Raw genomic sequence first — 26861 nt, 5'->3', positions numbered from 1 at the left:
AAAGCGCTCGGCGCCGACACCGGGATCTCGAAGTCCGAGGTGTCACGGATCTGCGGCAACCTCTAGAGATCGGCGCGAAACCCTCCACGGGAACCGTGGGCGACAGTTACGACAACGCCCTCGCCGAGGCGGTCAACGGGCTCTACAAGACCGAGCTCATCCGCCGCCGCGGCCCGTGGCGCAAGGTCGAGCAGGTCGAGCTCGCGACCCTCGAATACGTGTGGTGGTGGAACAACTCCCGCCTCCACGGAGAGCTCGGCTACCGCACCCCCGCCGAGATCGAGGCCGCGTACTACGCTGACCAAGAATCACCCCAGCCGGCAACCGCCAGACAGGGACCCGATAGGAACGAAACCCAGGGCGATTCACCGCCGCGCTGGTGTCGGTTACCCACCCGGTGTCCCAGACCGGATTAGGTCGTGTTGCTAAAGGTGCTGGTGAGCCAGTGGAGTGTCGCGGCGAGGCAGAGGCCGGCTTGGTAGTTCCGCGCGGTCTTGTCTGAGCGCATCGCGATCCCGCGCCATTGCTTGAGCTTGTTGAAGCACCGCTCGACGACGTTGCGGCCGCGGTAGCGGGTCCGCTGCTGGTCGCCGAAGTCGATCGGTCGTCCGCGGCGCTTGCGTCGGTAGGCGATCTGATCGTCGCGGCGATTCCGCGTTCGCGCAGCCAGGCCCGGTTCGCCTTGGACGGGTAGCCCTTGTCCGCGAGCACCCGGTCCGGCCTCGACCGTGGCCTGCCCCTCGCGCCCGAGACGCGGATCTCGCTCAGCGTCGCGGTCAGCATGCTGGTGTCCGCCGCCTGCCCGGGCGTGAGGATGAACGCGAGGGCTCTGCCCTTCCCGTCGCAGACCAGGTGATTCTTCGTCGTCAACCCGCCGCGGGAGCGACCGATCGCATGATCGGGCGGCTCGTCACCAAACTTCTTGTAGTTCGATAGAGCCCCCTGTGGTGCGGGGAAGTGTCGCGCCGTGCTGATGCACGCGCACGATCGTGGAGTCGATCGACGCGACCCAATCCAGGTCCCCGGACTGCTGCGCGAGCGACTGCGTCTTCTCCAGCACCCGCGCCCACACGCCCTGCTCGGACCACCGGTTGAAGTTCTTGTAGATCGTGTTCCAGTTCCCGAACCGCTCCGGCACGTCCCGCCACGGCGCCCCCGTCCGGAACCGCCACGCCGTCGCCTCCACCACCGTGCGACGATCCACCGGAGGTCGGCCCGTCGACTTCGCGTGCGGGAACAACGGGCCGATCACAGCCCACGCTTCATCCGAGATCACATCACGCGACACGCGGATGTGGCGGACGTGTTCGCGAACGACGGGAAGACGCGCAACGAGCACCTGTCGTCGTTCTATGGTGCGTCGTCTCAGCAGACCGACAACGTCGAGCCGCGAGCGAACCGGCTGGCTTCGTTGCTGGGCGTGGTCGCGAACGCGCTCTGGGGCGGCGAGGTGGCAGACCTGAGCATCGCGCGGCGGCTCTTCGAGAATCGGGTCACCGAGAGCGAACAGATCGTTTCGAGCGTGGAAGCCCTCTGGTAGACCGCTCCGATCGGGTCGCACGTGCGGCAGCAGATCACGGAGGGGCAGCTCGGCGCACTGTATGAGATGGATTTCCTGACCGTGTTCGGCCACTGGGAGAACTTCATCGAGGACTGCACGGTCCGCATGCTTGCCGGGCAGGGGTGCCCAAGCTACGTCCCGACGATCGCAGCGCCACCGAAGTCTCCGTCTCTGACGGCTGCCCGTACGCGACTGCTGAACGGTCGCCGATTTCTCCTCTGGTATGACCCGAAGGTCGCTGCTGATCGGATCGCCGGACACGTGACCGGCTCTCCTCTGGAGCTCGCGTTGCGTGGTGCGGAGACAGGGATTGGGCAGATGGCGGGGGTGCGGCATGCGATCGCTCACCAGCCGCAGGATGCGTTGGCGTCTTTCAGTACGGTGTCGGCCGAGATGGTGGGCGTGGTCCACTCGAGTCCTGGTGATCTTCTCCGGTCGCTTGACCACAGCGATCCGCTCAATCCGCGCCGCTGGTTGAGGCGGCTGACGTCCGATCTGCGGATACTCGGGATCCAGGCGACGGCGTAGAACGTCAACCTACGCCGGACCGCGGGCTCGGGACGTTGCGCCCTCGGCCGGTGTGGGGCATCCGATCGCCCCCGCCACGTGTCGGCGGGTGGAGGGTAACTGGCGTCGCATTGTCGGTTGTCCGCGTCAGCGGGGGACGGCGAGTCTGCAGTGGACACCTCAACGAGGAGGTTGAGGTGGAGACACCTATGAAAGGACAGTCATGAGCGAAAGCCTTGCTTCTGCCGTCGACGCCGTCGTGCAGCGCGCTTCCGAAGGGCCGGTTTCCGGGGACGGACGCGTTCCCGGGGTCGTCGCGGGTGTCACCGACCGCAACGAGAACATCTACCTCGGCGCATCCGGTGTCCGGGACTTGTCCACTGGCGTCGGGATGACCACAGACACGGTGTTCAACATCTGGTCGACGACGAAGGCGGTCACCGGCACCGCGTGCCTGCAGCTCGTCGAATCAGGCGACCTCGATCTGCACGCCCCGGCGAAGGAGTACGCGCCCGCGATCGGTGAGCTGCAGGTGATCGACGGTTTCGACGCCGCCGGGCAGCCGATCCTTCGCGCGCCGGCCAGCGACATCACCACGCACCAGCTGCTGACCCACACGGCGGGCTTCGGCTACGACTTCTTCAACGAGACGTACAGCCGGCTCGCGCAAGAGCACGGTCAGCCCAGTGTCGCGACGGCCAGCCGCGCAGCCCTGAACACGCCGCTGCTGTTCGACCCGGGTACCAAGTGGGAGTACGGCAGCAACATGGACTGGGCGGGTCAGGTCGTCGAGGGAATCACGGGAAAGCGTCTGGGTGAGGTCTTCCAGGAGCGCATCTTCGCACCCCTCGGCATGGACGACTCCGCATTCGCCCCGTCGTCGGAGATGCTGGCGCGTCACGTGCGCCACCACCAGCGTGAAGCCGACGGCACGCTGACGCCGAGCGACTTCGCCGTCCCCACGACCCCCGAGGTCGACTTAGGCGGGCACGCGCTGTTCTCGACCGTCCCCGACTACCTGAAGTTCATCCGGATGTGGCTGAACGAAGGACGCAGTGCATCCGGCGAACAGGTGCTCTCTCCGGCATCCGTCGAGCTGGGCTTCACGAATCAGCTCCCCGACAACCTGCAGGTGACGATGCTCCCGGGCGTCATCGGCTGGCTGTCCAACGACGCCGAGTTCTTCCCCGGGCTGAAGAAGACGTGGTCGTACACGTTCCAGTACACCGAGGACCCGTGGCCGACGGGTCGCCCGACCGGCGCGATCGGGTGGGCCGGCCTCGCCAACCTCTTCTATTGGATCGACCGCGAGAACGGCTTCGGCGGGTACTGGGCGACGCAGATCCTCCCGTTCGCCGACGGACCGTCGTTCGGCGGCTTCGTCGAGTTCGAAACGGCCGCATACAACGCTTTCGTGGGTCACTGACCCCGAAGCACGTCGGCGGCCCTCGTTCGCAGAACTCCGGCGGGCGAGGGCCGTCGGCGTCGCGCAGCACCTCCGCGAGTCCTTGAAGACAGTCCGGGAGTGCCCTCCGGCTGGTACGAATGGAAACCATGTCCGACGCACGCAGTGTCTTCGACCCCGAGCTGCGCGGGGCCCTCGCCGTGGTGGGCGGTGTCTTCCCGCCGACCATCACCCCGGAGCTGATCGGGTTCATGCGACAGTCGTACGCCTCCGCCCCACGCGCCCAGCTGCTCGCGGGGCGAGCGATCGACATCGTCGACTTCGTCATCCCTGGCCCGGCAGGCGAGATGGATGCCTCCATGATCTCGCCCACGGATGCGCAACGAGACAGCGGGGCGGTGTATCTGCTGCACTCGGGCGGCATGATGTTCGGCGACCGATTCAGCGGCCTGGACGACGCGCTCGACTGGGTCCTGGATCTCGGCATCAAAGTGGTGACGATCGAGTACCGCCTCGCCCCCGAGCATCCTCACCCCGCCCCCTTCGACGACTGCTACGTAGGACTCGTCTGGATGGTCGAGCACGCCGGCGCGCTCGGGATCCTTCCCGGCCGCATCGTCGTCGGCGGTGCGAGCGCCGGCGGGGGCCTGGCCGCCGCGGTCACGCTGGCGGCAAGGGACCGGAAGGGTCCGGCCATCCGTGGACAGCTTCTCGATTATCCGATGCTCGATGACCGGCCGACTCCCTCCACCGGGATGTTCGACGGAATCGGGGTATGGGACCGCGTCAGCAACGAGACCGGGTGGGCAGCGCTCCTCGGTGACGCGGCCGAGGTCTCGCCGTACGCGGCCCCGGCTCGAGCGAAGGACCTCGGAGGGCTGCCCCCGGCGTTCATCGACGTCGGCGCGGCGGAGATCTTCCGCGACGAGTCCGTGGACTACGCCCGCAGGATCTGGGCGGCAGGCGGAGAGGCGGAGCTGCACGTGTGGCCGGGTGCATTCCACGCCTGCGACATCTTCGCGCCGCACGCCGGTGTGTCACGTCGCATGATCGCCGCCCGCCGGGAATGGCTGCGGCGGATGCTGGTGGATTGATCGGAGCGGGAACGATAATCGTCTCGAAGACGAAGGAGTCGCATCATGCAGGAGCTGCTCGGCCGGTTGACGGCGTTGGATCCTGCCGCGTCACAGAGCCTGCGCGTGATCGCCTGCTTCGACGAGCTCATCGCAGGAGATGTCGGCGTTCACGGATTGCTGTCGGCGGCCGCGGCGCTGTCCGGTCGCCCGGTCGGCCTCATCCGGGGTCGTGTGGTCACTCGGATCGACCCACGTGGTGAGCCGCTGGAGTCGAGCCTGCCCCCAGCTCACGTCCACCGCGTTTTCGACGATGTCGCGGTCTGGATCGAGGATGCCGCAGACGACACGACCGACCTGGATGCGATCATCCTCGAGCGCCTCGCTCTCGCACTCCTCATCCGCCTGGACACCAAGCGCACCTCGACGGTGCCACCACGGGACATGTCCGTGCTGCTCGACCGCAGCACCCCGGGCATCGACCGACGAGAGGTGGCCGCTCGGCTCGGCCTGGCCGCCAATGGCCGGTTCCGGGTCGTCGCAGCCCCCCTGTTCGCGACCTGGACGCACCATCCGCGCGGACCCGAAGACGTCGTCGCGACACCGTTCGGCCCTGTCCATGCCGCGGTCGTCGCCATCGACGCCACCCCGGTGGCATCGCCCCTCGGCATCGGTTCGATCGCGGCGATCGACGACATCGACCGTTCGTTCCGCACCGCGATGATCGCACTGCGGCTGCATGGCGGCTCCAGTGACGGCCCCAGTCGCGCCGACGACCTCGGCGGGTTGGCTGAGATGCTCGCTGACCTTCCCGACGATCGCCGTGAGGACGGCGATCAGGCCGCGGTGGAACTGGTCACGCTGCACAAGTGGGGCGCGAGCACGATCGATGCTCTGGTACGCGCCGGGTCACTTCGTGAAGCGGCCCGTATCGCGGGCGTGCATCACAGCACGATGACCGATCGGACGGAGATCATCACCGCGACGCTCGGATTCGATCCGATGAGCGGGATCGGACGCACGCGACTGGGGCTCGCGTTCCTGCGGTGGCGGTTGCGCACGTCTCGTGTCCTGGAGTTCACGCCTGCGAGCTGAGGTCTGGCAGATGTCGACGGTGCGCATCTCGTCGCGTCACCGGTTCGTCTCGCTGGTTGGCGGAGTGGCCGCGAACTCGGTTGCGGCTCCGCTTCACGATGAGCCCGATCACGTCGTCGGCGTCACCGAACGACGTCGGGTCTCCGTGCGATCGCCGATGCGGAGGGCGTGTGGCAGACACTCAGATCGCGAGCCGTGTCAAGCAGCGGTAGAACCACGAGAGTGATCGCGATCGCACACACCGCGTCGAAGAACGCCAACCGATCCGCTCCACGCTCGGCATCGACGGAATCGCGGTGCTCCGCACCCTCCAAGCTCCGACCAGGGATCTCACTCACACAGCAATGGTGACACTTCGGCATAGTCCGATGCGGATGACCGAAAACGATTGTTTCTGGGACGACGCGGGCGCCGCCGCCACCGACCTCGACAAGCCGAAAAATTCCGTCCCGAAACCCCGTCCCGAAACACTGTCGTCTCAAAACGCCCCCTGTACCGTTTTTGGGAGCTTCGATAGAAGCGAATCACAGCCGGCAAGAGGGAGCAGCGATGAGCGACACTAAGGGCCGAGTCCTCAAACCCCATGGCTTATGACGCCCTGCTCGAGCTGGCAACGCGGATCGGTGGCAGGTACGTCTCCTGGGTCGACCAGGCTCCGAGCGAGGCCGCAGGCCGGCACTGGACCTACGCGCACATCGAGATGCAGCGCCAGGTGCGCCAGGTTGATCCCAACGATGCCGAGGCGATCGAGGCCAAGCGCGCTGAGTTGCGCGAGCTGTGGGCGACGATGCCGGCGCACGCGCCGGTCATGGCTGCGTGAGCGAGCAGCTAAGCCCGGAGCAGCTTCTTCGTCGGTTCGATCGCACGATCGTTCCCGTCTACCTCGAACCCCAACGCGATCCGGTTGCGACCGGTCGCCCGCGGTTCATTTCGGTCGGAGGACAGCCCGGAGCTGGCAAGGGTGGAGTGCTTGCGGCGATGCAAGGCGCAGTGCCCGGCGCCGTGGTGGTGAATGGTGATGACCTGCGCCGATTCCACCCCGCATACGAGCAGATAATGAACGATGACCCGTTCCGGATGCTGGAGGTCACCGCGGCGGCCGCCGGGGCGTGGGTCGGCATGTCGACGGAATATCTGCGTGCAGTTCGGACGAGCGCGATCGTCGAGACGACGTTGCGCAACGAGACGATGCTGCGTGGAGAGTTCGAGGCGTTCCGCGCGGCGGGGTTCGAGACTGAGCTACGGGTGGTCGCGGTGCCGCTGCCTGTCTCGCGCGCCGGCACTGTCGCCCGCTACATCGAGCAGGTCAGGGACTATGGCACCGGCCGGTGGACACCTGGTGCCGCTCACGATGAGGCAGCTGCGAACGTGCGTGGCACCGTCCGCGAGCTCGTCGCCGCTGGCGTGGTCGATCGGGTCGTGGTGCAGGACCGCGACGGACGTGTGTTCCTCGACGAGCGCGCGGGCCGCGGTGGATCGCGCGCGACGTGCGCTCGCTCACCGTTGAGCAGTCGAGAGGTTGGATCGACTACACGACCGGGGCGCTGCGCGATACAGCGCAGCTGCGTCAGAGTGATCCCGACCTGGTGAGTGTCGCACGCCGCCTCGCGTTCGAGGACGCCGACGGCGTTGTGCGGATCGCCTTCCTTGGTGACGAGCGATCACAAGCTGAGGCCGTGGCGGCGCTGCGCGCCGCCGCTCCGGCCCTCGACGTGAGCGCCGCGGATCGCGGGGCGCCTCCGACCAGTGCGGGTCGCCTCGACGGCCTGCAGGCCTTACGGCGGGCTCAGGGCTGGCTTGCCCCTCCTGGTAGTCGGTCGCCTCTGTCGTCGCCGGATGCGATGCGAGACACCCCGCCTGCAGGCGGGCCGACGTCGCGGGGGAGTGGGCCGTATCTGCCGGACGCACGGTACGGGAGCGATCGAGGGGAGGGACGATGAGCAACGTCGTCGGATACGCGCGGGTGTCGCGTCATGACCAGAACCCGGCCGCTCAGGAGGCCGAGCTGCGCGCGGCCGGAGCGGGCCGTGTGTTCGTCGACCATGGCGAGTCCGCTCGGGTCCAGGACCGCCCGCAGTGGCTCGCGTGCCTGGACTATCTGCGTGCTGGTGACACCCTGTTGGTGCGCCGGCTCGACCGCCTCGCGGGTAGTGAGAAGATGGCCATTGAGACGATCACCGACCTGCACGAGCGGGGTGTGAACATCAGGAGCCTCACCGAGCCGGAAATTGACACGACGACCCCGATGGGGCGAGCCCTTTTCGGCATCGTCGCGGTGTTTGCGCAGCTGCGTGTGGACACAATTCGAGACAACACCGTGCGCGGCCTGGCCCACGCCCGCGCTGAGGGGCGCGTCGGCGGCCGACCTTCCGTGATGACACCGGAGCGCGTCGCGGCCGCAGTGAGGATGCGCGACCACGAACAGCTGACTTTGGTGCAGACCGCACGCGTGCTGGGCGTGAGTAAGTCGTCCGTCGCGCGCGCTCTCGCCAAGCACGATGCGGCGCAGGACGCCGCCCACGGGAGCCGACGTGGCTGAGTTCTCCCCGTCGATGATGGCGGGCGCGTTCATCAAACGGCCGGGCATGTACCTCGGCCAGCCCATTCGATTCGATCGCGTGACGGCTTACGTCAACGGCTACACCATGGCAATCGAGCAAGTGCGAGAAGCGTTCTCATCCGATCATCCCGGAGGCTTCCGGCCCGTCGGTGTCGAGGCGCAATTCCAAGAGCAGCTGCGCGACGAGGGCCGCTTGCGGTGGGACCGTTGGGACCTGACCATCGCGGCCGAAGCGATCGGCTGGACACACGACGAGCCGCCGGTGGTCGAGGACTTCACCGTCGAGGAGCACCGCGTCGCGATCGAACATCTCCGGCCGTTGCTCGAGAAGATGTTCACCCTGCCCGACTCGCTGAGGATCGGTCCGGGCGCCTGATTCGCGCGTGCTTGGAGTCGGTAAGTCGTCCGACTCGCGCGCCCTCGGGCGCTCCCACTACTGCCGTCGCTGCACCACGGCAGGGCTGTCGAGGACAGTAGTCAACGCGCTGTCGAGTGTCTGGGACCTCAGCAGTTCCACCTGCTCCGCGCATCGGGTCCGAGTAACGGTGACAGAGACAGGTCGAAGGATCCAAGAGTTGTGACACGTGGTGGGTAGGGTGTGACGTTATGAAGAAGTCAGCTACGGCCAAGGATGTGGCCGAGCGTGCTGGGGTGTCGCGCAGCGCCGTGTCGATGGTGCTGAACGGTCGGGCTGACGGGATGGTCGCCAAACCCTCGCAGGAGCGCATCTTACGTGCCGCGCGCGAGCTCAACTATGTGCCGAACTCGATCGCGGTCAGTCTTCGGAACAGTCGAACGCAGACTGTCGGGATCGTCACGGACGTTCTGACCAGTCCGTTCGCCGGGCGTTTGATGACGGGAGCGCACCGGGCCGCCGATGCGGCCGGCTATTTTCCGCTCATCATCGATACCGGTCACCGTGATGCGGACATCGGTTTCGCGGGCATGGAGTTACTGAATCGACAGGTGGATGGTCTCCTGATCGCGACGGAGAGCATGCACACCGTCTCGATGCCCGAGGAGTTCACAGGGGTGCCTGTCGCACTGGCGAACTGTATGCCGTCGGTTGGCGGTGTCGCTGCGTTCGTCCCGGATGAAGTCGCGGGTGGGCGACAGGCGACGGAGCATCTGCTCGACTTGGGGCACACGGAGGTCTACCTGCTTGCGGGTACTCGCGCGGTGGCGGCGATGCCGCTTCGGCAGCGGGGCTTCGAGCAGGCGCTGATGCGACGAGGATTGGCTGCAGCCGGCCGTGTCATCTCTACCGGGTGGGACATCGATGACGGGTTCGCCGCCGCGAGAACGCTCTTTGCGAGGGCACCGGAGGTCACGGCGGTGTTGTGCGCGAATGATCGTGTGGCGGTCGGTGTGCTCTTGGCGGCGGCAGCAGTGGGGCGACGGGTCCCGGAAGACCTGTCCGTGGTCGGCTACGACGACGAGGAACGAGTTGCTTCCCGCGCCGTGCCGGCGCTGACGACTGTCGCGTTGCCGCATGAAAAGATGGGGTCTTTGGCTATGGCAGCGCTGATCGACCGAGTGCGTGGTCAGGGGAAGGAGGGTGCGGAGATCGTGCGCGTGCCGTGCGAACTCGTTGTTCGCGGGTCGACCGGGGCCGCTTCGACCTGAGCCTGCTCCACGTTGCGTGACGTGGGGTGTCGTTGACTGTTAGTGACGGATCACTCCGTCGTCCCTGCGGCGTTCCGGATGGGAGTGCCTTCGGCCCATGCGCGGAGGTTGTTCTCGATGAGGGCTTGAGCTCCAAGGGGTCGACCGCCGGCGGCGTGTGGGGTGAGGAGAACGTTGGGCAGGTCCCACAGTGGTGAGTCCACCGGGAGGGGTTCTTGGGTGGTCACGTCCAGCGCCGCGCCGCCCAGCTCCCCGCGCTGCAGCGCGTGGGCGAGCGCTTCTTCGTCGAGTACCGCCCCGCGACCCACGTTCACAACCCAGGCGCGGTGCGGTAGCATCCGCAGCACCGCAGCGTCGACGATGCGTTCGTTCTCGGGGCGCGCTGGCAGCAGGAGCACGAGCGCGTCGCTGTTCGCCAGGACCTGGGGGAGTTGCTCGATACCGACAGTGCCGTCTTCGCCTCCACGTCGGGTGATGCCGGTCGTGCGTGCGCCGAGGGCGTGGAGCATCCCTGCCAGGTGCCGTCCGATGGATCCGTGTCCCCAGATGGCGATGTGAGCGTCGATGAGGCTGGAGAACCGCTCCGTGTCGGGGAAGGGCTGTCGGCCGCCGAGTTCGCTCGCCCAGCGGTGACCGATCTGGGCGCGAACGGCTTGGGGGAGGTGTCGGGCGGCTGCCAGCAGGAGGGCGATCGTGTGCTCGGCGACCGGGCGATCGTGCAGGCCACGTCCGGATGCGATCGCTGTGCCGGGCCGGAAACCGGCGCTGAACATCGCATCCACCCCCGCGCCGAGAGACTGCACCCACCGCACCCGGGTCAGGTCGTGAGCGTAGCTCTGCAGGATCGGGAAGGGTGTTTCGAACACCACGAGAGCATCCGCACCATGGTGCTCGTCCGGGAGGGGACGGAATGGGTCGAAGGGGATCACGTGAACCCCGGGAGCGGCGGGAAGGAACCCCAGGTTGGCTGGGACCAGTGCGGTGATACTCATCGGACTCCTCACACCACTTGACACGTGTTTGGTCACCACTCTAGTGTACCTAACACGTGTCAGGTCTTGATTCAAGGGAGAATGATCAATGGTCACGGAGATGGCGCGCCGCACGTTTCTTGGTGCCGCGGGGGTTGCTGCGCTTGCGGGGATCGCGGCGTCGTGGCCGCGGCTTGCTGGCTGGGATGTGCCGGGCAGGTCGACTGACGAGTTGGTTGTCGCGATCCGTGGGACGGCCGCGAATACGCAGGCTCGGCAGGCGCTCGTTCAGCGGTTCTCTGAGTTGCATCCGGACATCCCGATTCGGTTGATCGCGATTCAGGGCGCGTCGTGGAACGATTTCTTCACGAAGATCCTCACGATGATCGCGGCCGGCACGACCCCGGATGTGGTGTATGTCGCCACCGAGGGCCTCCAGCTGTTCGCGGACCGTCTGGCGGTGCCGCTGGATGATCGGGTGCGTCGCGACGCTGGAGAGTTGACGGACTACTTCTCCGATGTCCATCCCGCCCTGGTCGAGGCGAACATGTATCAGGGGTCGCTGTTCGCGTTGCCGATCGATTGGAACGGGGCGGGGATCTTCGTTGACACCACCGTGATTGGCGCGGCAGGGCTTGAGTATCCGGAGCCGAACTGGTCGCTCGAGCAGTTTGTGGCGTCGCTGCGTGCGATCAAAGCGAAGGCGGCGCCCGGCGTGATCCCGTTCAACTGGCAGAATGGGCTGTGGGGCGGGGCGCTGCCGTGGTTGATGCTCAACGACTCGAACTTCGTCGAGGCGGAGCAGAGCTCCGGGGGTTCGTGGCTGTGGGACTCGTTCTACGCAGGTGAACCCTTTGCGGCCGGGCGTGGTGGCGGGTATCGGTGGCGGACACCGACCGCTGACGCCGATCGGTCGATCGAAGCGGTGAAGTTGCTGGGCTCGCTGGTGAACGAGCGTCTCGCGTCCCGGCCCACCGCGGGAGGTGCGAACAACACGCTGGGGTTGTTCGCATCTCATAATGTCGGCTTCACTCCAGCCGGTGGAGCGTGGGCGAGGGCGCTGTCGTTGTCCGGCATGGAGAAAGGGACCTTCGACGCGACGCTGTTTCCCCAGTGGCGGACCCACCGGCATCAGTTCGGCGGCAGCGGGTACGCGGTGATGCGTTCCTCGACGAAACAGGACGCCGCGTGGGAATGGATCAAGTTCGCCACCACCACGGAAGCGATGTCGATGGCGTTGGATACGCAGAACACGACCCCAGCGCGGCGGTCGCTGGCGAACGCCACGCGATACGCCGGGACCGGACCGGAGCATTGGCAAGTCTTCTACGGTCTGCTCGATGACACCCCTGATCCACTCCCGATTCCGGCGCCGCCGCAGCAGCCGGCGCTCGAGTCCGCTGTCATCGCCCAGATCGGCACTGCGCTCAGCGGCGACGTCGCCGGCGTCGTCCCCGCCATGCGGGTCTTGCAGCAACGCCTTGAGACCATTCTGGGAGGTGCGGCATGAACCGGTCAGTCGCCCTGTTGAAGCTCGTTTTCCTCACGCCGGCCGTGGTCGGGCTGGGTGTGTTTGCGTTCGTCCCGATCGTTGCCTCGGTCGTGCTCTCTCTGTTTCACTGGGACCTCCTGTCCGCACCGACATTCGCGGGAGCAGACAATTACGCCGCGCTGGTGCAGGACGCATCGCTGTGGAGTTCGCTCGTGAACACCCTCGGCTACGTCGTGATCGGCGTCATCGCCCAGATCGCGATCTCGCTGGGTCTCGCACTGCTGGTCGACAGTCTGCGGTGGCGGTGGGTAAAGGCGGCCACCCGGTCGGTGTTCTTCTTCCCGCTGGTGCTGTCGGCGGCGTCGGTGTCGATTTTCATGAAGTACTTCTTCGACGAGAACTTCGGCGTCGTGAACTGGTTCCTCTCCGTCCTGGGAGTCCCGGCCGTTCCGTGGTTCACCTCGCCAGTGGGCGCATATGCGCTTGTGATCATCGTTTATGTGTGGCAGAACGTCGGGTTCACGTTCCTGTTGTTCCTCGGGGGCCTCGCGCAGATCCCGGAGGACGTCCGGGAGGCGGCGATGCTCGACGGAGCCGGTCCATGGCAGCGATTCCGGTCCGTGACGATGCCGCTGCTGAGCCCGACGACGCTCACCGCGTCGGTCATGGCGATTATCAGCGGGTTCCAGATATTCGAACAGCCGTTCGTCCTCACCGCGGGCGGCCCCGGCGACAGCACGCAGTCGATGGTGATGAGCATCTACGAGAAAGGCTTCCGCGACCTCGATTTCGGCAGCGCCTCCGCCATCGGCGTTGTCCTCCTGCTGATCATCCTGCTCGTGACCGCGGTGCAGTTCCGCCTCAGCCGTCGTTTCGTCTTCTACCAGTGAGGTCCACCATGACTGCCCACGCCCCCGCCACACTCCGCCCTAACGGCCCCGCACCGGCCCGACCCCGTTCGGTACCCTCTCCAGGTCGTCTCCTCGGCAACGTCGGGAAGGCCTCTCTCCTCGTCGTCGCGTTGGTGCTGACCCTGGGGCCGGTGATCTGGACGGTGTCCACGTCCTTCCGAACCCCGGCCGAGTCCTTCACCCTGCCGCCCCAACTGTTCCCCGCGTCGCCGACGATCGACGCCTACACACAAGTGTTCGCCTCCATAGACTTCTGGATGCTGGTATACAACAGCGTGCTCGTCACGGCACTCATCACCGCCAGCCAGATGTTCAGCGCCGCGTTCGCCGGGTATGTCTTCGCACGGTACCCGTCGCGCGGGATGAGTGCAGCGTTCGCCCTCGTGCTCGTGACCTTGATGGTGCCGATCCAGGTCACTATCATTCCGGTGTTCATGATTGTGCGCGGAATGGGCCTGTCCGACACCCTTCTTGCGCTCATCATCCCCGCCATCCCCACCGCATTCGGTACTTTCCTGATGCGCCAGCACTTCCGCTCGGTCCCCGCGGAGCTCGGGGAAGCGGCGATGGTCGACGGCGCCGGGCCCTGGCGGACCTTCTTCTCGGTGTATCTGCCGTTGGGATGGCCCGCCATGGCGATCGTGGGCGTTCTGGCGTTCAACTCGCACTGGAACGAGTTCTTCCGCCCCCTCGTCCTCGAACTCAGCGAGAAGAACTTCACGCTGCCGCTCGGGCTCGTGACCTTACAAGGGAACCTCGGCACAGGAAGCGTCTCGGTCGTCCTCGCAGGAGTTGTCCTCGCCGCCCTCCCCGCCATCATCGTGTTCCTCTTCGGCCAACGCGCGCTGCGGTCCGGGCTGACGAGCGGCGCAATCAAATGACCCCCCGCCCACTCCCCGCATTCCACCCCCGCCCAGAGACAGGTTGGATGAATGACCCCAACGGGGCAATCCACATCAATGGGAGGTATCACCTCTTCTTCCAGTTCAATCCCGACGCCGTGCGCGCGGAGTCGATCCGCTGGGGACACATGAGCACACCAGACCTCATCGACTGGACCGAGCACCCCGTCGCATTGACCCCCCGTCCTGGCGAGATCGACGCTGCGGGGTGCTGGAGCGGGGTGACCTGGCGTCGCGGCGACGACGTCCACGCCTTCTACTCCGCCGTCGTCGATCGCTCCGGCCTCGCGGTCGTGGCACACGCCGTCGCGCAAGACCGCGACCTCGTGGAATGGCACGTCGATGCTGACCCTGTCGTCGGTGTCCCCATCCGATCTGGACTGCGAGGCATCCGCGACCCGTTCCTGTTCACCGCACACGGCCAGACCTGGGCCATCCAAGGAGCCGGCGACGCGAACGGCCCCGCGATCCTCCTGTACCAGGTCCGCGGCGCGCACGAATGGGTCCCGCGAGGAGAGATCCTTACAGGCATGGACCTGCCGGCTCGCTTTGGCATGGACGCTGACATCTGGGAGTGTCCTCAACTTGTGTGCCTCGGCGATCGCTGGTTGCTGATCGTCAGCAGATGGGTCAACCGCAACGGCGACCGGCGCCTCGACGGCACCGCCGCCCTCCTCGGGGACCTGGAACAGAAGGGCGAGGGCCTCGCCTTCATCCCTGACACGCCTGTTGTTCTCGACGAGAGCCCCCTGTTCTATGCCGCGCATGCCCTCGTTGAGGAAGACCGGGTGCTCCTGTGGGGATGGTGCCGAGAAGCGGGAGAACCCGGACGGGAGGACGGGTGGGCGGGCGTGCTCAGCGTGCCGCGCGAGCTCAGTCTCGAAGGTGGGCACGTGTGCATCCGGCCTGCGCGCGAACTGACCGCGCTGCGCGACGTAGACGGGGCGCAGGCACGGGTGGGCGCCACGGCACACACGGCACACCGTCGCTCTCTCCGTGCTCCGGCGGAGGTCTCTGTCGTGGCGCCGTCGGGTGGGACGCTTCGGCTGGGCCCGGGGTCGGAGTCCTGGACGGAGTTGCACCTCCGGGTGGGGGAGGAGGTGCGGATTTTTCTCGACCATTCCGTCTGTGAAGTGTTCCGCAGTCGCGGTCCCGCGATCACTCTTCGCCTCTCCGACGGAGTCGACCTTGGACTCGAGGCGCCCCCAGGAGCCCAGCTGACCACCTACAACCTGCGGGCGATCAACTATCGAAAGGATGCGCGTTGAGCAGTTCCTTCGACCTTTCCGGTGTGACCGCGTTGGTGACGGGGTCGGCGCGCGGCATCGGCCGCGCCCTCGCCGGAGGCCTCGCCGCTGCGGGAGCTCGAGTCATCGTTCATGCCACCAACTTCGACGCGGCAGAGGATGCGGCGAGCAGCGTGCATACGCAAACCGGTGCTGATGTCACTGCCTGCGCCTTCGATATCACCGATGAACCCGCAGTCACCGCCGCCATCAACCGCCTCGAAAATGAGGTTGGTGAGATCGGCGTCCTCATCAACAACGCAGGCATCCAACACCGGCAACCGCTGCTTGACATCTCTGTCGAGGATTGGCGGCGTGTGATTGACGTCAATCTGACCGGCGCGTTCATCGTCGGGCGAGGGGTCGCACGCAGAATGCTGCCCCGGGAGCGCGGGAAGATCATCAATATCTGTTCTGTCCAAAGTGAACTCGCGCGCCCGGGTATCGCACCCTATACCGCCGCGAAAGGCGGACTGCGGAACCTCACGAGGGCTATGGCAGCCGAGTGGGCTCCCGCGGGCCTCCAAGTCAATGCCATCGCCCCTGGCTACCTCCGCTCGGACATGACCGATGCCCTGTCGCAAGATCCGGCATTCAGCCAGTGGCTCCAGGGCCGCACGCCCGCTGGCCGGTGGGGAACCCCCGACGATCTGGTAGGCGCCGCCATCTGGCTATCGTCTCCGGCCAGTGCATTCGTCAATGGTCAGACGATCTTCGTCGACGGAGGGCTCACGACCGTTGTCTGAACCCACGAGCGCATTCCGCCGCCAGATCCTGCCGGAGGCCCATAGGGCGGTCCAGGTTGACGCGGCAGCGCCCTTGTATGTCGTCATGGGCGTGACGGCGGTTGGCAAATCGTCCGTCGCGGCCGCGTTGTCGGATGTCCTCACGGTGGATTGGATCGACGCAGACAATCTCCACCCGGAGCCAAACATTCGGAAGATGAGCAGTGGAATTCCGCTCCTCGATGAAGACCGATGGCCATGGCTCGACGAAGTGGGTGCTCGCCTCGCTGCAGCAAGCCGAGGAACAGGACTCATCGTCGCTTGCTCGGCGCTCCGCCGGTCATATCGCGACCGCCTCCGACTGCACGCATCCGTCGGCTTTATCCACCTCACCGGACCCGCGGACACACTACGTCGCCGTGCCCAGGAACGCACAGGTCACTTCATGCCTCCGAGTCTCCTCGACTCGCAACTGAGTATTCTCGAGCCACTCGACCAGGACGAGCGCGGCGTCACCTTCGAGATCAATGAGCCAGCCCACGCGATTGCGGAACGTGTGCGTCGCTGGATCATGAGCGACGCCGGACGCCGTCCTCCATCGACGGCTGCTATGCAACCCCGAATCACTTGAGCGGGGATTTGCCTCGGGGCTGGGGGAGATCGCCGACAGCTTCCATCGCACCGAGACCGGTGTCGTCACGATTGCGCACGGATTTCATCAGGCTCCCCTCGAAGGCAGCGGACACTATGTAGTGTGCAGAGTGTTCAGTAAAGACGCGACACAGGCGCCTCGTGTGCGCGGCCGCCCCCGCAGTGCAGAGTTGCGCAAACGCATTCTTGACGCCGGCGCTCGTGTAGTTTCCGAGACTGGGGCGGATGTCGGTTTTGAGGCGATCGCACAGGCCGCGGGGGCGAGCCGAACGACGCTTTACCGCTGGTGGTCAAGCCCGGAAGAGCTGCTTCTCGATGCGCTCCTGGATTCGGTACAATCCTCGATTGCTATCGCCCCCGACATGCCGGTACTCATGCAGCTCCGCACACATCTTGACTCGGCCGCGGCGATACTAACCGATCCGCTTACGTGGGCGCCGCTGCGCGCACTAGCTGCAGCGGCGCTATCCAAAGACGCAGCGCACGCCGCCTTTTACGAGCATTGGCTCGCGCCACGTCGGGCAGCGGCCCGGACTCTCATCGAGCGCGGCATCAGCGACGGCACCATCATTCCCGCTAACCCAGATGTGCACATCGATGTGCTCTTTGCCCCGCTCTATCACCGAGCGCTTTTCACCAACGGGGCCATCAGTGACAACCTCGTCGATGAGTTGTTGCGCATCATCGCCACACACCAGCCGTGAAGGCGTGCTCAGTTTCGCACAACGGTTCTTCTACTTGTGGTTTGACAGAAGAATCTGTTACCGTCGGCATTCGAGTCAACACGTGTTGATAGTGGTTGAGGGACTCGCGCTCTTCACCGATGGCAACGGAGGCATGGAATGAAGTTTGGATATACGAGGCGTTTGATCACCCTCGGCGTGGTCGGGGGATTGGTCGCCGGTCTGGTCGCCTGTTCCGGGAGCGGGGGTGATTCCGGCGGCAAGGTCGAGCTGGAGTTCCTGCAGAGCAAGCCGGAGGCCGTCGCGACCGTCGATGCTCTCATCGCGGAGTTCGAGGCGACCCATCCGGACATCACGGTGAAGCAGAACAGCTCACCGGATGCGTTGACGGTGCTCCAGTCCCGAATTGCGAAAGACAAGGCGCCCGACGTGGTCGCACTGAACGTCTCGGTGTACCGCAACCTCATCGACTCGCAGATCTTAACGGATCTCTCCGGAACCGCCGCGGCCGAATCCGTGACCGACGACGCGGCGACGGCCTACATGCACATGTCAGGCCAGACCGACGAGACACTCGCCCTGCCCTGGAGTGTCAACGCACAGGTCGTGCTCTACAACAAAGGCATCTACGACCAGCTCGGACTCGAGGTTCCCACCACCTGGTCGGAGATGATCTCGAACGCGGAGGCGATCAAGGCCGCGGGCCAGAACCCCTTCTTCTTCACCTGGAAGGATGCCTGGACGGCGAAGACCGTCTTCAACAGCGTCGCGGGCAGCCTGCAGCCGGCGGATTTCCTGACCGAACTGCAGGGCGGCGATTCCACGTTCGCTGATTCGTCGTTCTACTCCGAAGCCGCCGAGAAGCTCCTTGAGCTGAAGCAGTACGGCCAGACCGATCCGTTCGGCAAGGGGTACGACGACGGCAACGCTGCTTTCGCGAACGGCGAGGCCGCCATGTACGTGCAGGGAATCTGGGCGATTCCGCCGATCCTCGCGTCCAACCCGGACATCAATCTGGGTGCGTTCGTGATGCCGGTCACCGACGATCCGTCCCAGACGAAAATCTTGTCGGGCGTCGACTCGTTGATCGGCATCACCACCCAGTCGCAGCACCCCGAGGAGGCTCAAGAGTTCCTCGACTTCCTGCTCGAGCAGGAGCCCCAGGCGACGTTCACGAATGATCAGCACCTCTTCTCGGTGCGTTCGGATGTCTCGTCGGACGATCCGGTGCTCGCGCCGCTGAAGGCGGAATGGATCGACACCGGCAAGGTCGCGACCTACCCGGACGCCATGTTCACGGGATCATCCGATCTCTCCGGGGTGGTGCAGGTGTTCCTGCAGGACGGTGACGTGGACGCGTTCCTCGCCGCTCTGGATCAGGACTGGCAAGCGAACGGACTTCGCCCATAATCCCCTGCTGCCCGCTCCCACCCGGGAGCGGGCAGCGTGACCAGAAAGTCGTTCATGAAACGAACCGCTGCGCCGTTCTACTGGATCGCCATACCAGCAGCCATCCTGTTCTTCGCGTTCCACACCTTCCCGGCACTGCAGGGATTCTTCTACAGCCTGACGAACAGTCGAGGGTATGGCACGTTCGACTTCGTCGGGCTTCAGAACTACATCGACCTGTTCTCCGACCCGAGCATCCTGAACAGCTACGCATTCACGTTCAAGTTCGCCATCGTGTCCACCATCGCCGTCAACGCGCTGAGCCTGCTACTGGCGCTCGGCCTGACGGCGAACATCCGCCTCCGCGGGTTCCTCCGCAGCGTCTACTTCCTGCCCGCCGTGCTCGCCGTCGTCGTGGTGAGCTTCGTCGCGAACTTCGTCTTCTCGACCGCGCTGCCCGCCGTGGGTCAGGCCACCGGGGTGGAGGCACTGTCCACCAACATCCTCGGCAGCCAGTCACTCGCCTGGATCGGGATCGTGCTCGTGACGGTCTGGCAAGGATGCGCCGTGACGACGGTCATCTACATGTCCGGACTGCAGACGGTTCCCGAAGAGCTGTTGGAAGCCGCCACCATCGACGGAGCCAACGGATGGCAGCGATTCTGGTCGATCACCTTCCGGCTCATCGCACCGTTCGTGACGGTCAACGTCATCTTGTCGTTCAAGGGATTCCTGATGATCTTCGATCAGATCATCGCCCTGACCGGTGGCGGGCCCGGAACCTCGACACAGTCCATCTCCTTCCTCATCTATCGCAACGGGTTCACCGCGGGGGAGTTCGGCTATCAGTCGGCCAACGCGGTTATCTACTTCATCGTGATCGCCGCGCTCTCCCTGGTGCAGCTTCGCCTACTCCGTCAAAGAGAGGTCAGCGCATGACCACTTTCACCACAACAGCCACGATCCGGCGCCGCTCGAACTGGCTGCTCACAGCGCTCCTTCTCGCGGGGTCGTTCGTCATTCTCGTTCCGCTGTATCTGACGATCGTGACGGCGCTCAAGACGCCAGCCGAGATGCGCACCAACCTCTGGGGCCTGCCCACCGTGTGGCACTGGGAGAACCTGGCGACCGCCGTCTCGGTCACCGATTTCCCGCGGGCGCTCGCCAACAGCGCATTCGTCACGATTCTGACCGTCGTCCTGACGGTCTTGAGCAACTCGCTGGTCGGTTACGCCATCGCACGCAACATGCACAAGCGATCGTTCAAGTTCCTCTTCTTCTACTTCGTCTCCGCGCTGTTCATCCCGTTCCCGATCATCATGCTGCCGCTGGTCAAGCAGATGAGTATCCTGCATCTCGACAACCTCATCGGTTTGGTCGTGATGTACGTCGTGTTTAACCTGGCCTTCAACGTGCTGCTCTACACGGGGTACCTCCAGACCATCCCGAAAGAGCTCGAGGAAGCGGCCAAGATCGACGGCGCCGGCGTGTGGACCACGTATTGGCGCGTGATCTTCCCGCTGCTCATGCCGGTCAACGCGACCGTCGCGATCCTGACAGCCCTCGGAACCTGGAACGACTTCCTCGGGCCGCTCGTCATCCTGAGCGACGACTCGTCATACACGCTGCCACTGGTGCAATACGCCTTCCAGAGTCAGTTCAGCACCAACTACAACCTGGCGTTCGCCAGTTACCTGTTGGCCCTCGCGCCGATGCTGATCATCTACCTCATCGCTCAGCGGTGGATCGTCGGAGGCATCGTTCAAGGGGCGCTCAAGTAGCTCTCCTCGACGAGAACGGTGGCGGGGGATACGTCTGCATCCCTCCCGGAACGGCCCTCTGCACGGCCACGATCCGTTCGATTCACGCCGTGGTGGTGGAGGGAGCCGGTCGAGACCTGTGCACTCTGCGATTCGTCACGGCCGGCATCGACGGGTGGAGGCACGGCTACGACTCGCCGGCCGACGGTGGAATCACCATCCGGGACCTCGCCTTTCAGACCGGGGGTGCCGGGACCGACGGATCTGATTTCATCGGCGGCACGGGTGTCGCCGCGATCTTCGATCCGGATACACCGGCTCTGAGCCAGTGCCACAACCTTGATCGAGTGCTTTTCCAGGGCTACGGCGACCAGCGGTACAACTACTGGAGCCGCCTCACCTACGTCAAGGACATGCCGGCCGGGCTGAGCTGGAGCGACGTGATCGGGTATGGCAAAGCGTTCCAGCCGCTCGCGGGAGACGCCCATGTCAACGAAGCCACCCGCTCGTCCTTCTTCCGCAAGTCCGTCAACTGCACCGTCGTCGGCTACAACTACGGCTGGACCTTCGGCTACCTCGACAAGACGTCGGGCAACTCGATCGAGAGCGTCTGGCTCGACTACTGCCAGGCCTACGAGGGTGGCGGGCTGATCTACGCCCACAACGACCTCGCGGGATACATGCCGCCCAATTACCTCATCACCGGCTGCGGCTGGCAAGGCAAAGGGCCGTGCGTCGATCTCCACCGCATCCAGAACGTCAGGGTGTCTGACGGTCTGTTCGTCACCGACCGTTACACGAACCCGCGCTCGGTGATCTCCCTCTCCGACTGCCAGGACGTCTGCGTCGACAGCAACGAGTTCTTCACGATTCCCGACGCGGATGACGGCCAACACCATGGCGCGGTCACATCCAACGTGACCGGCGTCTCTGTCACCGGCTCCATCACGGAAGCGATTCGGATCATCGGATCGACCGTGACCAACTGGGCGTCGTGGAATGAAGTGTTCGCCGTCGCGGATGACGTCAATCCACGCCAGGTCTTCGAGGAGCAGACCTTCGTGCACGGCGTCGGAACCTTCGTGAACGCGATCGTGACGGATTCCTCGAACGTGCAGTCGTTCCAATCCGTGTTCGGGCAGATCAACTCCGACACGCTGACGGGGGCGGTCGACCGGAACGGACGCGTGACGGTGGATGCCGCGGTTGATGTCGTGGTCCCGGCGACGGGCTCCGGCCACATCACGTTCCCCGTGAAGCCCGGCACGGCGGGTGCGTTCTTCCACTCGATCCCACGCGTGCTGCTCTCAGCACGAACGAGCGGCAGCACGACCGCTACCGCGGCGCCCTCGGTCGGTTCGATCTCGACGTCCGGCTTCGATGTCGTGATTCCGGGCGCCACCAGCGGCGAGACCTGGACGATCCAGTGGGCGGCAAGCGGTCGATGACGACCGGGTGAGTCCGTGAGGGGAGAGTTGCGTCTACGAGCCGGCTTGGCAGCCGCAACTCTCCCCGATCACGATCCGACCCTCGAAGGTGTGAGCCGCGGGTGCGATCTCAGGATTCTCCGCCCGCGCGAGGAGATCCTCGATGGCGGCATCCGCTATCGACTCGATCGGCTGAGCGACAGCGGTGAGCGAGGGCACGAGCATGGAACTCAGGTGCGTGCCGTCGAGCGACACGATCGCCACGTCGTCGGGGACGCTGAGCCCGATGTCCTTGCATGCCCGCAGCACGCCCAACGCTTGAACGTCGGATGCGACGAAGATCGCGGTCGGCCGGTCTGCCCCGTCGACCGCTGCGAGCAGACGGTGCGCCGCTTCTCGACCGGAAGGGGCGGTGAATCCCGCATAGGCGACGAGGTCGGGGTCGGCGTCGAATCCGGCGGCGTTCTGCTGGCGGCGCCACCCGTCCACGCGCTCGAGCGAGACCGGATCGCCGGCGTTTCCCGTGATGCACCCGATCCGGCGATGGCCGTGCCATTGCAGATGCTCCACGGCGCGGACGGCCCCTGCCACGTTGTCCATGTGCACCGACGAGACGGGACTCCGGTACTCAGCTCGCACTCGGTCCAGGACGACCACAGGTATCTGGTAGGGCTCGATCAGCGCGAGGTTCCGTGCCAGGTGCGACGTCAGGAGAAGGATGCCGTCGACGCGGCGATCGACGAAGGTGCGTACGTAGTCTTGTTCGCGCGCTCGATCGTCGTCGGTGATGCCGATCAGGAGGGTGTTCCCTCGGCGATACACGCTGTTCTCGACCGCCTGGGCGAGCTCGGCGAAGAACGGGTTGCTCGGACTGGCCGTCAGCAGCCCGACGGTCTTGGTGGTCGAGCCACGAAACGCTTGAGCGATCGAGTCCGGCCGATAGTCGAGCTCGGCGATGGCCTTTTCGATCCGGGCCCGCGCGGCATCGGATACCGACCGCGGACCGCCGTTCAAGACGTAGCTGACGAGCGCCGGGGAGACGTCGGCTCGACGAGCAACGTCAGCACGTGTCGCTCTCACCAGACCCTCCTCCGCGCACAGGTTAGACGAATTCTAATTGTTCGCGCCCAGGCGTACGTCATTGCGAAAGGGATATGAGGCGTGCGTGCCTCGACGTGATGCCGCGAACGCCCCTGCCGCGACCCCCAGCGTGACGGCGTCAGGCAATGATCGCCCCATCGACAGGGCGCTGGCGAGGGCGCCGACCAACGCGTCGCCGGCCCCCGTGCTGTCGACGATCGCCATTGCAGGCGGTGCGGGAACGGCCGCTGCGCCATCGGGACCCGCGTACCAAGCACCTCGGGCGCCATGGATCACGACGACGGATCGCGCCAGACGAGTGAGAGAGTCGAGGTCGTCCACGGAACTGCCGAGATGGCCGAGAAGCTCTGCGGCTTCACGCTCGTTCACGATGAGTGGGTCCGCCGAGGCGACCACCTCAGGCAGGAGCGGAACGAACGGCGCCAGATTCAGGACGAGCCGGATGCCTGCGTGCACGGCATGACGTGCCACCTGATCGATCACCGCTGCGCCACACTCGCCCTGGAGCACCACCACGTCGGACACCGAGGCTCGCCGGCTCAACGTATGCACGACCCGTCGGCCATTGACCTGCGCGTTGGCGCCGGGCGCGACGAAGACCACCTTCTCGCCCGTGGCGGCGACGGCGACAGTCGCGCGTCCCGTTTGCGAACCGGCGATCAACTCGACGTCGACCGTGTCCACACCTTCGGCGTCGAGGACGGCCAGCGCTTCACGCCCGGCCAGATCGCGTCCGACGCTGCCGATGAAGGCCGTCCGCGCTCCCAGTCTGGCTGCGGAGATGGCCTGGTTGGCCCCTTTGCCGCCGGTGGAGATCGAGACCTCGCTGGAGACCACGGTCTGACCTGGTGCCGGTAGTTCCGTCACGGTGAACGACGTGTCGTGATTGATGGATCCGACCACGATCACGCACCCCTGCGTGCTTTCGGAATCGCTGCCCCTCATGCCCGATCGTGTCCGAGGAACAGCGCGTCCCAGAATTCCGAGAAGGCGCCGGTGTCGACCTCCACCGCTACTCGCGCGTTCGCGGGCGGCGGATTGGCTGACGAGAGGAAGTCGGCGATCGTGACGCCGCGCGTGAGTTCTGATGATGATTCAGCCCGCACGTAGGCGTCTTTCCAGATAAGGACGTCTTCGCTGATCGCTGCCACCATTGCCAAGGGGTCGTGCATAACGCACGAGTCGATGGGCGTCGCGGCGTTGGGTTGTTCTGCGTTCAGGTGGTCGATCCACGCGAGGGCGTGCTCGCCGACCAGTCGAGCAACCGGCCCTCCCGCTGACAAGGATGCGGCGTCCTCCCGGGAGAGGGTCACTTTGCTGGTGACGTCGATGCCCACGAGGCTCAGGGGAGCACCCGAGGTCAAGACCGCATCGAAGCTGTGTGGATCGGCCCAGACGTTAAATTCGCCGGGAAGATCCATCCGGTTGGTCTGCCCGAAGTAGTACCCGCCCATCACGAACACGTTGGCGATCTTTTCGGCGATGCTCGGGTCTAGACGCAACGCCAGGGCCAGATTGGTTAGCGGCCCGATGGCTACGATGGTGAGCTCGTCGGGAAACCGGTGCACGTGGTCGACGATCGCCGACGCGGCCGATGCTCGTTCCTTCTTGATGCGATGGAACTCATCCCGCTGCTCTCCGCTCAGCTGCGCGGGCCCCAGCTGATGCCGGGGCAGGACGAGCGGATGCTCGGCGCCGGCATAGATCGGCACATCGTCGAGCCCCAGCGTGCGGCCGAGTGATGCGGCGAGTGCAGTGGCTGTCTCGACGTGCGTGTTCCCGTTGACCGTCGTCACCGCGACCAGGTCGACGGCGTCGCTTGCCGCCGCCATGGCGAAGGCGACGCCGTCGTCGATTTCGGAACCCCGCTCGCCCAAGGCAAGGTCAGTGTCGAGCAAAACTTTCATGTTTCTCCTATCGGCACCTCTACACTACTATCAACACGTGTTGATGGAGAAAGGCTTATGAACCACATTTCTGAATCGTTGGTGCTCACCCCGGCGAGAGAGCAAACGGACTGGTGGCGGTCGGCCGTGATCTATCAGATCTATCCTCGCTCCTTCGCCGACCAGAACGGCGACGGAATTGGAGACCTCGTCGGCATCTCCGACCACCTCGACCACCTCAGCGACCTCGGCGTGGATGCGATCTGGCTGTCACCCTTCTACGTCTCGCCGCAGCACGATGCCGGGTACGACGTCGCCGACTACCGACACGTCGATCCAATCTTCGGCACCGATTCGGATTTCCGGAACCTGATCGCTCGTGCGCATCGCCAAGGAATCCGGGTGATCGTCGACATCGTGCCCAATCACTCGTCGAGCGAGCATCCATGGTTCGTCGAGGCCCTCGCATCCGCGAAGGGCTCCGCGGCGAGATCGCGTTACGTCTTCCGCGACGGGCGCGGAGATCAGGGTGAACTCCCGCCGAACAACTGGACGTCGATGTTCGGGGGTCCGGCCTGGACGCGCATCCCCGATGGCCAGTGGTACCTCCATCTCTTCGACAGCTCGCAACCCGATTTCAACTGGGGCGATGACGAGGTGCGGGCGGAATTCCTCGACATCCTGCGCTACTGGCTCGATGAAGGGGTCGACGGATTCCGGGTCGACGTCGCCAGCGGGCTCATCAAAGCACCCGGACTTCCCGATGCCGCAGACGGCTATGCGCCGATGTGGGATCAGGACGAGGTGCACGAGATCTATCGCGGCTGGAGATCGGTTCTCGCGGAGTACGGAGACGACCGGATTCTCATCGCAGAGGCCTGGGTCGATCCGCCGGAGCGTCAAGCCGACTATGTCCGCCCTGACGAGATGCACCAGGCCTTCTCCCCGGCGCTCATCTACACGCCCTGGGAGCCCGAGGCGATTGCTGCGGCCGTGCGGAGCAATATCGTCGCGATTTCTCGTGTCGGGGGATCACCCACGTGGGTGCTCTCGAATCACGACTTCGTGCGGCACACCTCACGGCTCGGTCTGCCGGATCGGTGGGCGACGCAGCCGAACGGAATCGGAGCAGATGACGTTCAGCCCAATCGGGCGCTGGGGTTGCGCCGGGCGCAGGCGGCGACCGTGTTCATGCTCGGCCTTCCGGGGTCGGCCTATCTCTATCAGGGCGAGGAGTTGGGGCTCCCGGAGCACACCACGCTCGATGACGACGTTCGACAGGACCCGACGTGGGCCCGCAGCGGAAACACGGTTCGAGGGCGAGACGGCTGCCGTATCCCACTGCCGTGGATAGCCGATGCCCCCGCTTTCGGCTTCTCCACTGCGACACCGTGGCTTCCGCAGCCCGAAGATTGGAGCGCGCTCTCCGCAGATCGACAGCGTGGCGTGCCGGGCTCCACCTTCGAGCTCTACAAAGCAGCAATTCGTCTACGGAAGCAACTTGGGCTCGGAACGGGTGAATTCGAACAGCTCGAATCCGGAGACGAGAACCTCCTCCTCTACAGGAATGTCGGCACCCTACTCGCACTAAACATGTCTGATGATGAAGTCGAGCTACCATATCCGCAGTTGCGCGTGCTATTCACTTCTGGTCCTGGCGCTCGAAGTCAGAGCGATCGGCTCGCCGGCTGGACTGCTGCGTGGCTTCAGCTCTGTGACTAGCGAGCTGGCACCAGACGGACCGGCGAAGAGGATAGTTCTTACCTGAATGTTCATGCATGAATCGCGGTGACGTCCCGTTGAGTGGTGGAGATTCCGGCCGGGTCGCTGGCGTCGTAGACGTGGGTGAG

The 26861-nt window shown here is 65.2% G+C and carries 27 protein-coding genes and 2 pseudogenes; 23 read left to right on the top strand and 6 right to left on the bottom strand.

Translation table 11 applies throughout. From position 1 onward, the window contains the following. A pseudogene (locus N1031_RS19895) lies at positions 1–299 on the top strand (integrase core domain-containing protein); the annotation flags it as partial. Positions 300–618: 319 nt separating this feature from the next. On the opposite strand, the pseudogene N1031_RS20550 reads toward N1031_RS19895, so the two are convergent. Further along, positions 619–870: pseudogene (locus tag N1031_RS20550) on the bottom strand (transposase); the annotation flags it as partial. A 40-nt stretch (positions 871–910) separates the two neighbouring features. Beyond that, positions 911–1276, bottom strand: a complete 366-nt coding sequence (locus N1031_RS20545; RefSeq protein WP_375163663.1) for an IS5 family transposase — start codon at positions 1274–1276, stop codon at positions 911–913. A 27-nt stretch (positions 1277–1303) separates the two neighbouring features. Between N1031_RS20545 and N1031_RS19885 the strand changes: the two genes are divergently transcribed. The 10 genes from N1031_RS19885 (at position 1304) to N1031_RS19840 (ending at position 9827) form a co-directional block, all read left to right on the top strand. Next, positions 1304–1540: a hypothetical protein gene (locus N1031_RS19885; RefSeq protein ID WP_259481682.1), complete on the top strand. Its 237-nt coding sequence runs from the start codon at positions 1304–1306 to the stop codon at positions 1538–1540. Positions 1541–1561: 21 nt separating this feature from the next. Beyond that, entirely contained in the window at positions 1562–2089 is a 528-nt protein-coding gene (locus tag N1031_RS19880) for a hypothetical protein (protein WP_259481681.1), read from the top strand. Between the two features lie 202 nt (positions 2090–2291). Further along, entirely contained in the window at positions 2292–3494 is a 1203-nt protein-coding gene (acmB, locus tag N1031_RS19875; RefSeq protein WP_259481680.1) for a methyl acetate hydrolase AcmB, read from the top strand. Positions 3495–3622: 128 nt separating this feature from the next. Next, a complete protein-coding gene (locus N1031_RS19870; protein ID WP_259481679.1) occupies positions 3623–4567 on the top strand; it encodes an alpha/beta hydrolase in 945 nt (314 codons plus the stop codon). A gap of 45 nt (positions 4568–4612) precedes the next feature. After that, a complete protein-coding gene (locus tag N1031_RS19865; RefSeq protein ID WP_259481678.1) occupies positions 4613–5641 on the top strand; it encodes a CdaR family protein in 1029 nt (342 codons plus the stop codon). 583 nt (positions 5642–6224) lie between these two features. Beyond that, a complete protein-coding gene (locus N1031_RS19860; protein ID WP_259481677.1) occupies positions 6225–6461 on the top strand; it encodes a hypothetical protein in 237 nt (78 codons plus the stop codon). Continuing rightward, a complete protein-coding gene (locus N1031_RS19855; protein WP_259481676.1) occupies positions 6458–7231 on the top strand; it encodes a zeta toxin family protein in 774 nt (257 codons plus the stop codon). Before N1031_RS19860 ends, N1031_RS19855 begins: the two co-directional genes overlap by 4 nt. Before the next feature lie 346 nt (positions 7232–7577). After that, complete coding sequence (locus N1031_RS19850) at positions 7578–8180, top strand: recombinase family protein (RefSeq protein ID WP_259481675.1); 603 nt, start codon at positions 7578–7580, stop codon at positions 8178–8180. Continuing rightward, positions 8173–8577 carry a hypothetical protein gene (locus N1031_RS19845; protein ID WP_259481674.1) on the top strand — a complete coding sequence of 135 codons (405 nt, stop codon included), beginning with the start codon at positions 8173–8175 and terminating at the stop codon, positions 8575–8577. Before N1031_RS19850 ends, N1031_RS19845 begins: the two co-directional genes overlap by 8 nt. A 230-nt stretch (positions 8578–8807) precedes the next feature. Further along, the gene (locus N1031_RS19840; protein WP_259481673.1) at positions 8808–9827 is read left to right on the top strand and encodes a LacI family DNA-binding transcriptional regulator; all 1020 of its coding nucleotides are present in this window, start codon (positions 8808–8810) and stop codon (positions 9825–9827) included. Between the two features lie 50 nt (positions 9828–9877). Here the strand turns inward: N1031_RS19840 and N1031_RS19835 are convergent, their stop codons facing one another. Continuing rightward, positions 9878–10855 carry an NAD(P)-dependent oxidoreductase gene (locus N1031_RS19835; RefSeq protein WP_259481672.1) on the bottom strand — a complete coding sequence of 326 codons (978 nt, stop codon included), beginning with the start codon at positions 10853–10855 and terminating at the stop codon, positions 9878–9880. 52 nt (positions 10856–10907) lie between these two features. Between N1031_RS19835 and N1031_RS19830 the strand changes: the two genes are divergently transcribed. From N1031_RS19830 to N1031_RS19780, 11 genes are all read left to right on the top strand, one after another. Continuing rightward, complete coding sequence (locus N1031_RS19830) at positions 10908–12308, top strand: extracellular solute-binding protein (RefSeq protein WP_259481671.1); 1401 nt, start codon at positions 10908–10910, stop codon at positions 12306–12308. Next, a complete protein-coding gene (locus N1031_RS19825; protein WP_259481670.1) occupies positions 12305–13180 on the top strand; it encodes a carbohydrate ABC transporter permease in 876 nt (291 codons plus the stop codon). Before N1031_RS19830 ends, N1031_RS19825 begins: the two co-directional genes overlap by 4 nt. Before the next feature lie 8 nt (positions 13181–13188). After that, a complete protein-coding gene (locus N1031_RS19820; protein ID WP_259481669.1) occupies positions 13189–14082 on the top strand; it encodes a carbohydrate ABC transporter permease in 894 nt (297 codons plus the stop codon). Beyond that, positions 14079–15371 (top strand): glycoside hydrolase family 32 protein, encoded by a 1293-nt coding sequence (locus tag N1031_RS19815; protein ID WP_259481668.1) that lies wholly within the window; start codon positions 14079–14081, stop codon positions 15369–15371. Before N1031_RS19820 ends, N1031_RS19815 begins: the two co-directional genes overlap by 4 nt. Next, positions 15368–16135 carry a glucose 1-dehydrogenase gene (locus tag N1031_RS19810; protein ID WP_259481667.1) on the top strand — a complete coding sequence of 256 codons (768 nt, stop codon included), beginning with the start codon at positions 15368–15370 and terminating at the stop codon, positions 16133–16135. The genes N1031_RS19815 and N1031_RS19810 overlap by 4 nt, the downstream gene beginning before the upstream one ends. Before the next feature lie 85 nt (positions 16136–16220). After that, positions 16221–16745, top strand: coding sequence for a gluconokinase (locus N1031_RS19805; RefSeq protein ID WP_259481666.1), 525 nt, complete (start codon positions 16221–16223; stop codon positions 16743–16745). 130 nt (positions 16746–16875) lie between these two features. Then, on the top strand, positions 16876–17469 hold the full coding sequence (locus tag N1031_RS19800; protein WP_259481665.1) for a TetR/AcrR family transcriptional regulator: 594 nt from the start codon (positions 16876–16878) through the stop codon (positions 17467–17469). Between the two features lie 162 nt (positions 17470–17631). Further along, on the top strand, positions 17632–18858 hold the full coding sequence (locus N1031_RS19795) for an ABC transporter substrate-binding protein (protein ID WP_259481664.1): 1227 nt from the start codon (positions 17632–17634) through the stop codon (positions 18856–18858). Between the two features lie 54 nt (positions 18859–18912). Then, positions 18913–19776, top strand: coding sequence for a carbohydrate ABC transporter permease (locus N1031_RS19790; RefSeq protein ID WP_259481663.1), 864 nt, complete (start codon positions 18913–18915; stop codon positions 19774–19776). Further along, positions 19773–20618: a carbohydrate ABC transporter permease gene (locus N1031_RS19785; protein ID WP_259481662.1), complete on the top strand. Its 846-nt coding sequence runs from the start codon at positions 19773–19775 to the stop codon at positions 20616–20618. The genes N1031_RS19790 and N1031_RS19785 overlap by 4 nt, the downstream gene beginning before the upstream one ends. A gap of 89 nt (positions 20619–20707) precedes the next feature. Further along, positions 20708–22045 carry a hypothetical protein gene (locus N1031_RS19780; protein WP_259481661.1) on the top strand — a complete coding sequence of 446 codons (1338 nt, stop codon included), beginning with the start codon at positions 20708–20710 and terminating at the stop codon, positions 22043–22045. A gap of 33 nt (positions 22046–22078) precedes the next feature. On the opposite strand, the gene N1031_RS19775 is transcribed toward N1031_RS19780, so the two are convergent. Genes N1031_RS19775 through N1031_RS19765 form a run of 3 tightly spaced genes read right to left on the bottom strand, consistent with a single transcriptional unit; the run spans position 22079 to position 25032 of the window. After that, positions 22079–23104 (bottom strand): LacI family DNA-binding transcriptional regulator, encoded by a 1026-nt coding sequence (locus N1031_RS19775; protein ID WP_259481660.1) that lies wholly within the window; start codon positions 23102–23104, stop codon positions 22079–22081. A 33-nt stretch (positions 23105–23137) separates the two neighbouring features. Further along, positions 23138–24070 (bottom strand): ribokinase, encoded by a 933-nt coding sequence (locus N1031_RS19770; RefSeq protein ID WP_259481659.1) that lies wholly within the window; start codon positions 24068–24070, stop codon positions 23138–23140. Continuing rightward, positions 24067–25032: a nucleoside hydrolase gene (locus N1031_RS19765; RefSeq protein WP_259481658.1), complete on the bottom strand. Its 966-nt coding sequence runs from the start codon at positions 25030–25032 to the stop codon at positions 24067–24069. The genes N1031_RS19770 and N1031_RS19765 overlap by 4 nt, the downstream gene beginning before the upstream one ends. Before the next feature lie 126 nt (positions 25033–25158). On the opposite strand from N1031_RS19765, the gene N1031_RS19760 reads away from it, so the two are divergent. Then, positions 25159–26733 (top strand): glycoside hydrolase family 13 protein, encoded by a 1575-nt coding sequence (locus N1031_RS19760; protein WP_375163662.1) that lies wholly within the window; start codon positions 25159–25161, stop codon positions 26731–26733. The last annotated feature ends 128 nt before the right edge of the window (positions 26734–26861 follow it).

Source organism: Herbiconiux moechotypicola, from assembly GCF_024979255.1.
GTDB lineage: Bacteria > Actinomycetota > Actinomycetes > Actinomycetales > Microbacteriaceae > Herbiconiux > Herbiconiux moechotypicola.
Note: the sequence above shows the minus strand (reverse complement) of the source record. Positions and strands in the feature narration are given on the sequence as shown.

Bases quoted from the DNA above. Each gene is read 5' to 3' on its own strand.
- acmB (WP_259481680.1), top strand. From the start codon at position 2,292: ATGAGCGAAAGCCTTGCTTCTGCCGTCGACGCCGTCGTGCAGCGCGCT.
- N1031_RS19870 (WP_259481679.1), top strand. From the start codon at position 3,623: ATGTCCGACGCACGCAGTGTCTTCGACCCCGAGCTGCGCGGGGCCCTC.
- N1031_RS19865 (WP_259481678.1), top strand. From the start codon at position 4,613: ATGCAGGAGCTGCTCGGCCGGTTGACGGCGTTGGATCCTGCCGCGTCA.
- N1031_RS19860 (WP_259481677.1), top strand. From the start codon at position 6,225: ATGGCTTATGACGCCCTGCTCGAGCTGGCAACGCGGATCGGTGGCAGG.
- N1031_RS19850 (WP_259481675.1), top strand. From the start codon at position 7,578: ATGAGCAACGTCGTCGGATACGCGCGGGTGTCGCGTCATGACCAGAAC.
- N1031_RS19840 (WP_259481673.1), top strand. From the start codon at position 8,808: ATGAAGAAGTCAGCTACGGCCAAGGATGTGGCCGAGCGTGCTGGGGTG.
- N1031_RS19830 (WP_259481671.1), top strand. From the start codon at position 10,908: ATGGTCACGGAGATGGCGCGCCGCACGTTTCTTGGTGCCGCGGGGGTT.
- N1031_RS19825 (WP_259481670.1), top strand. From the start codon at position 12,305: ATGAACCGGTCAGTCGCCCTGTTGAAGCTCGTTTTCCTCACGCCGGCC.
- N1031_RS19820 (WP_259481669.1), top strand. From the start codon at position 13,189: ATGACTGCCCACGCCCCCGCCACACTCCGCCCTAACGGCCCCGCACCG.
- N1031_RS19815 (WP_259481668.1), top strand. From the start codon at position 14,079: ATGACCCCCCGCCCACTCCCCGCATTCCACCCCCGCCCAGAGACAGGT.
- N1031_RS19805 (WP_259481666.1), top strand. From the start codon at position 16,221: ATGGGCGTGACGGCGGTTGGCAAATCGTCCGTCGCGGCCGCGTTGTCG.
- N1031_RS19790 (WP_259481663.1), top strand. From the start codon at position 18,913: ATGAAACGAACCGCTGCGCCGTTCTACTGGATCGCCATACCAGCAGCC.
- N1031_RS19785 (WP_259481662.1), top strand. From the start codon at position 19,773: ATGACCACTTTCACCACAACAGCCACGATCCGGCGCCGCTCGAACTGG.
- N1031_RS19770 (WP_259481659.1), bottom strand. From the start codon at position 24,070: ATGAGGGGCAGCGATTCCGAAAGCACGCAGGGGTGCGTGATCGTGGTC.
- N1031_RS19765 (WP_259481658.1), bottom strand. From the start codon at position 25,032: ATGAAAGTTTTGCTCGACACTGACCTTGCCTTGGGCGAGCGGGGTTCC.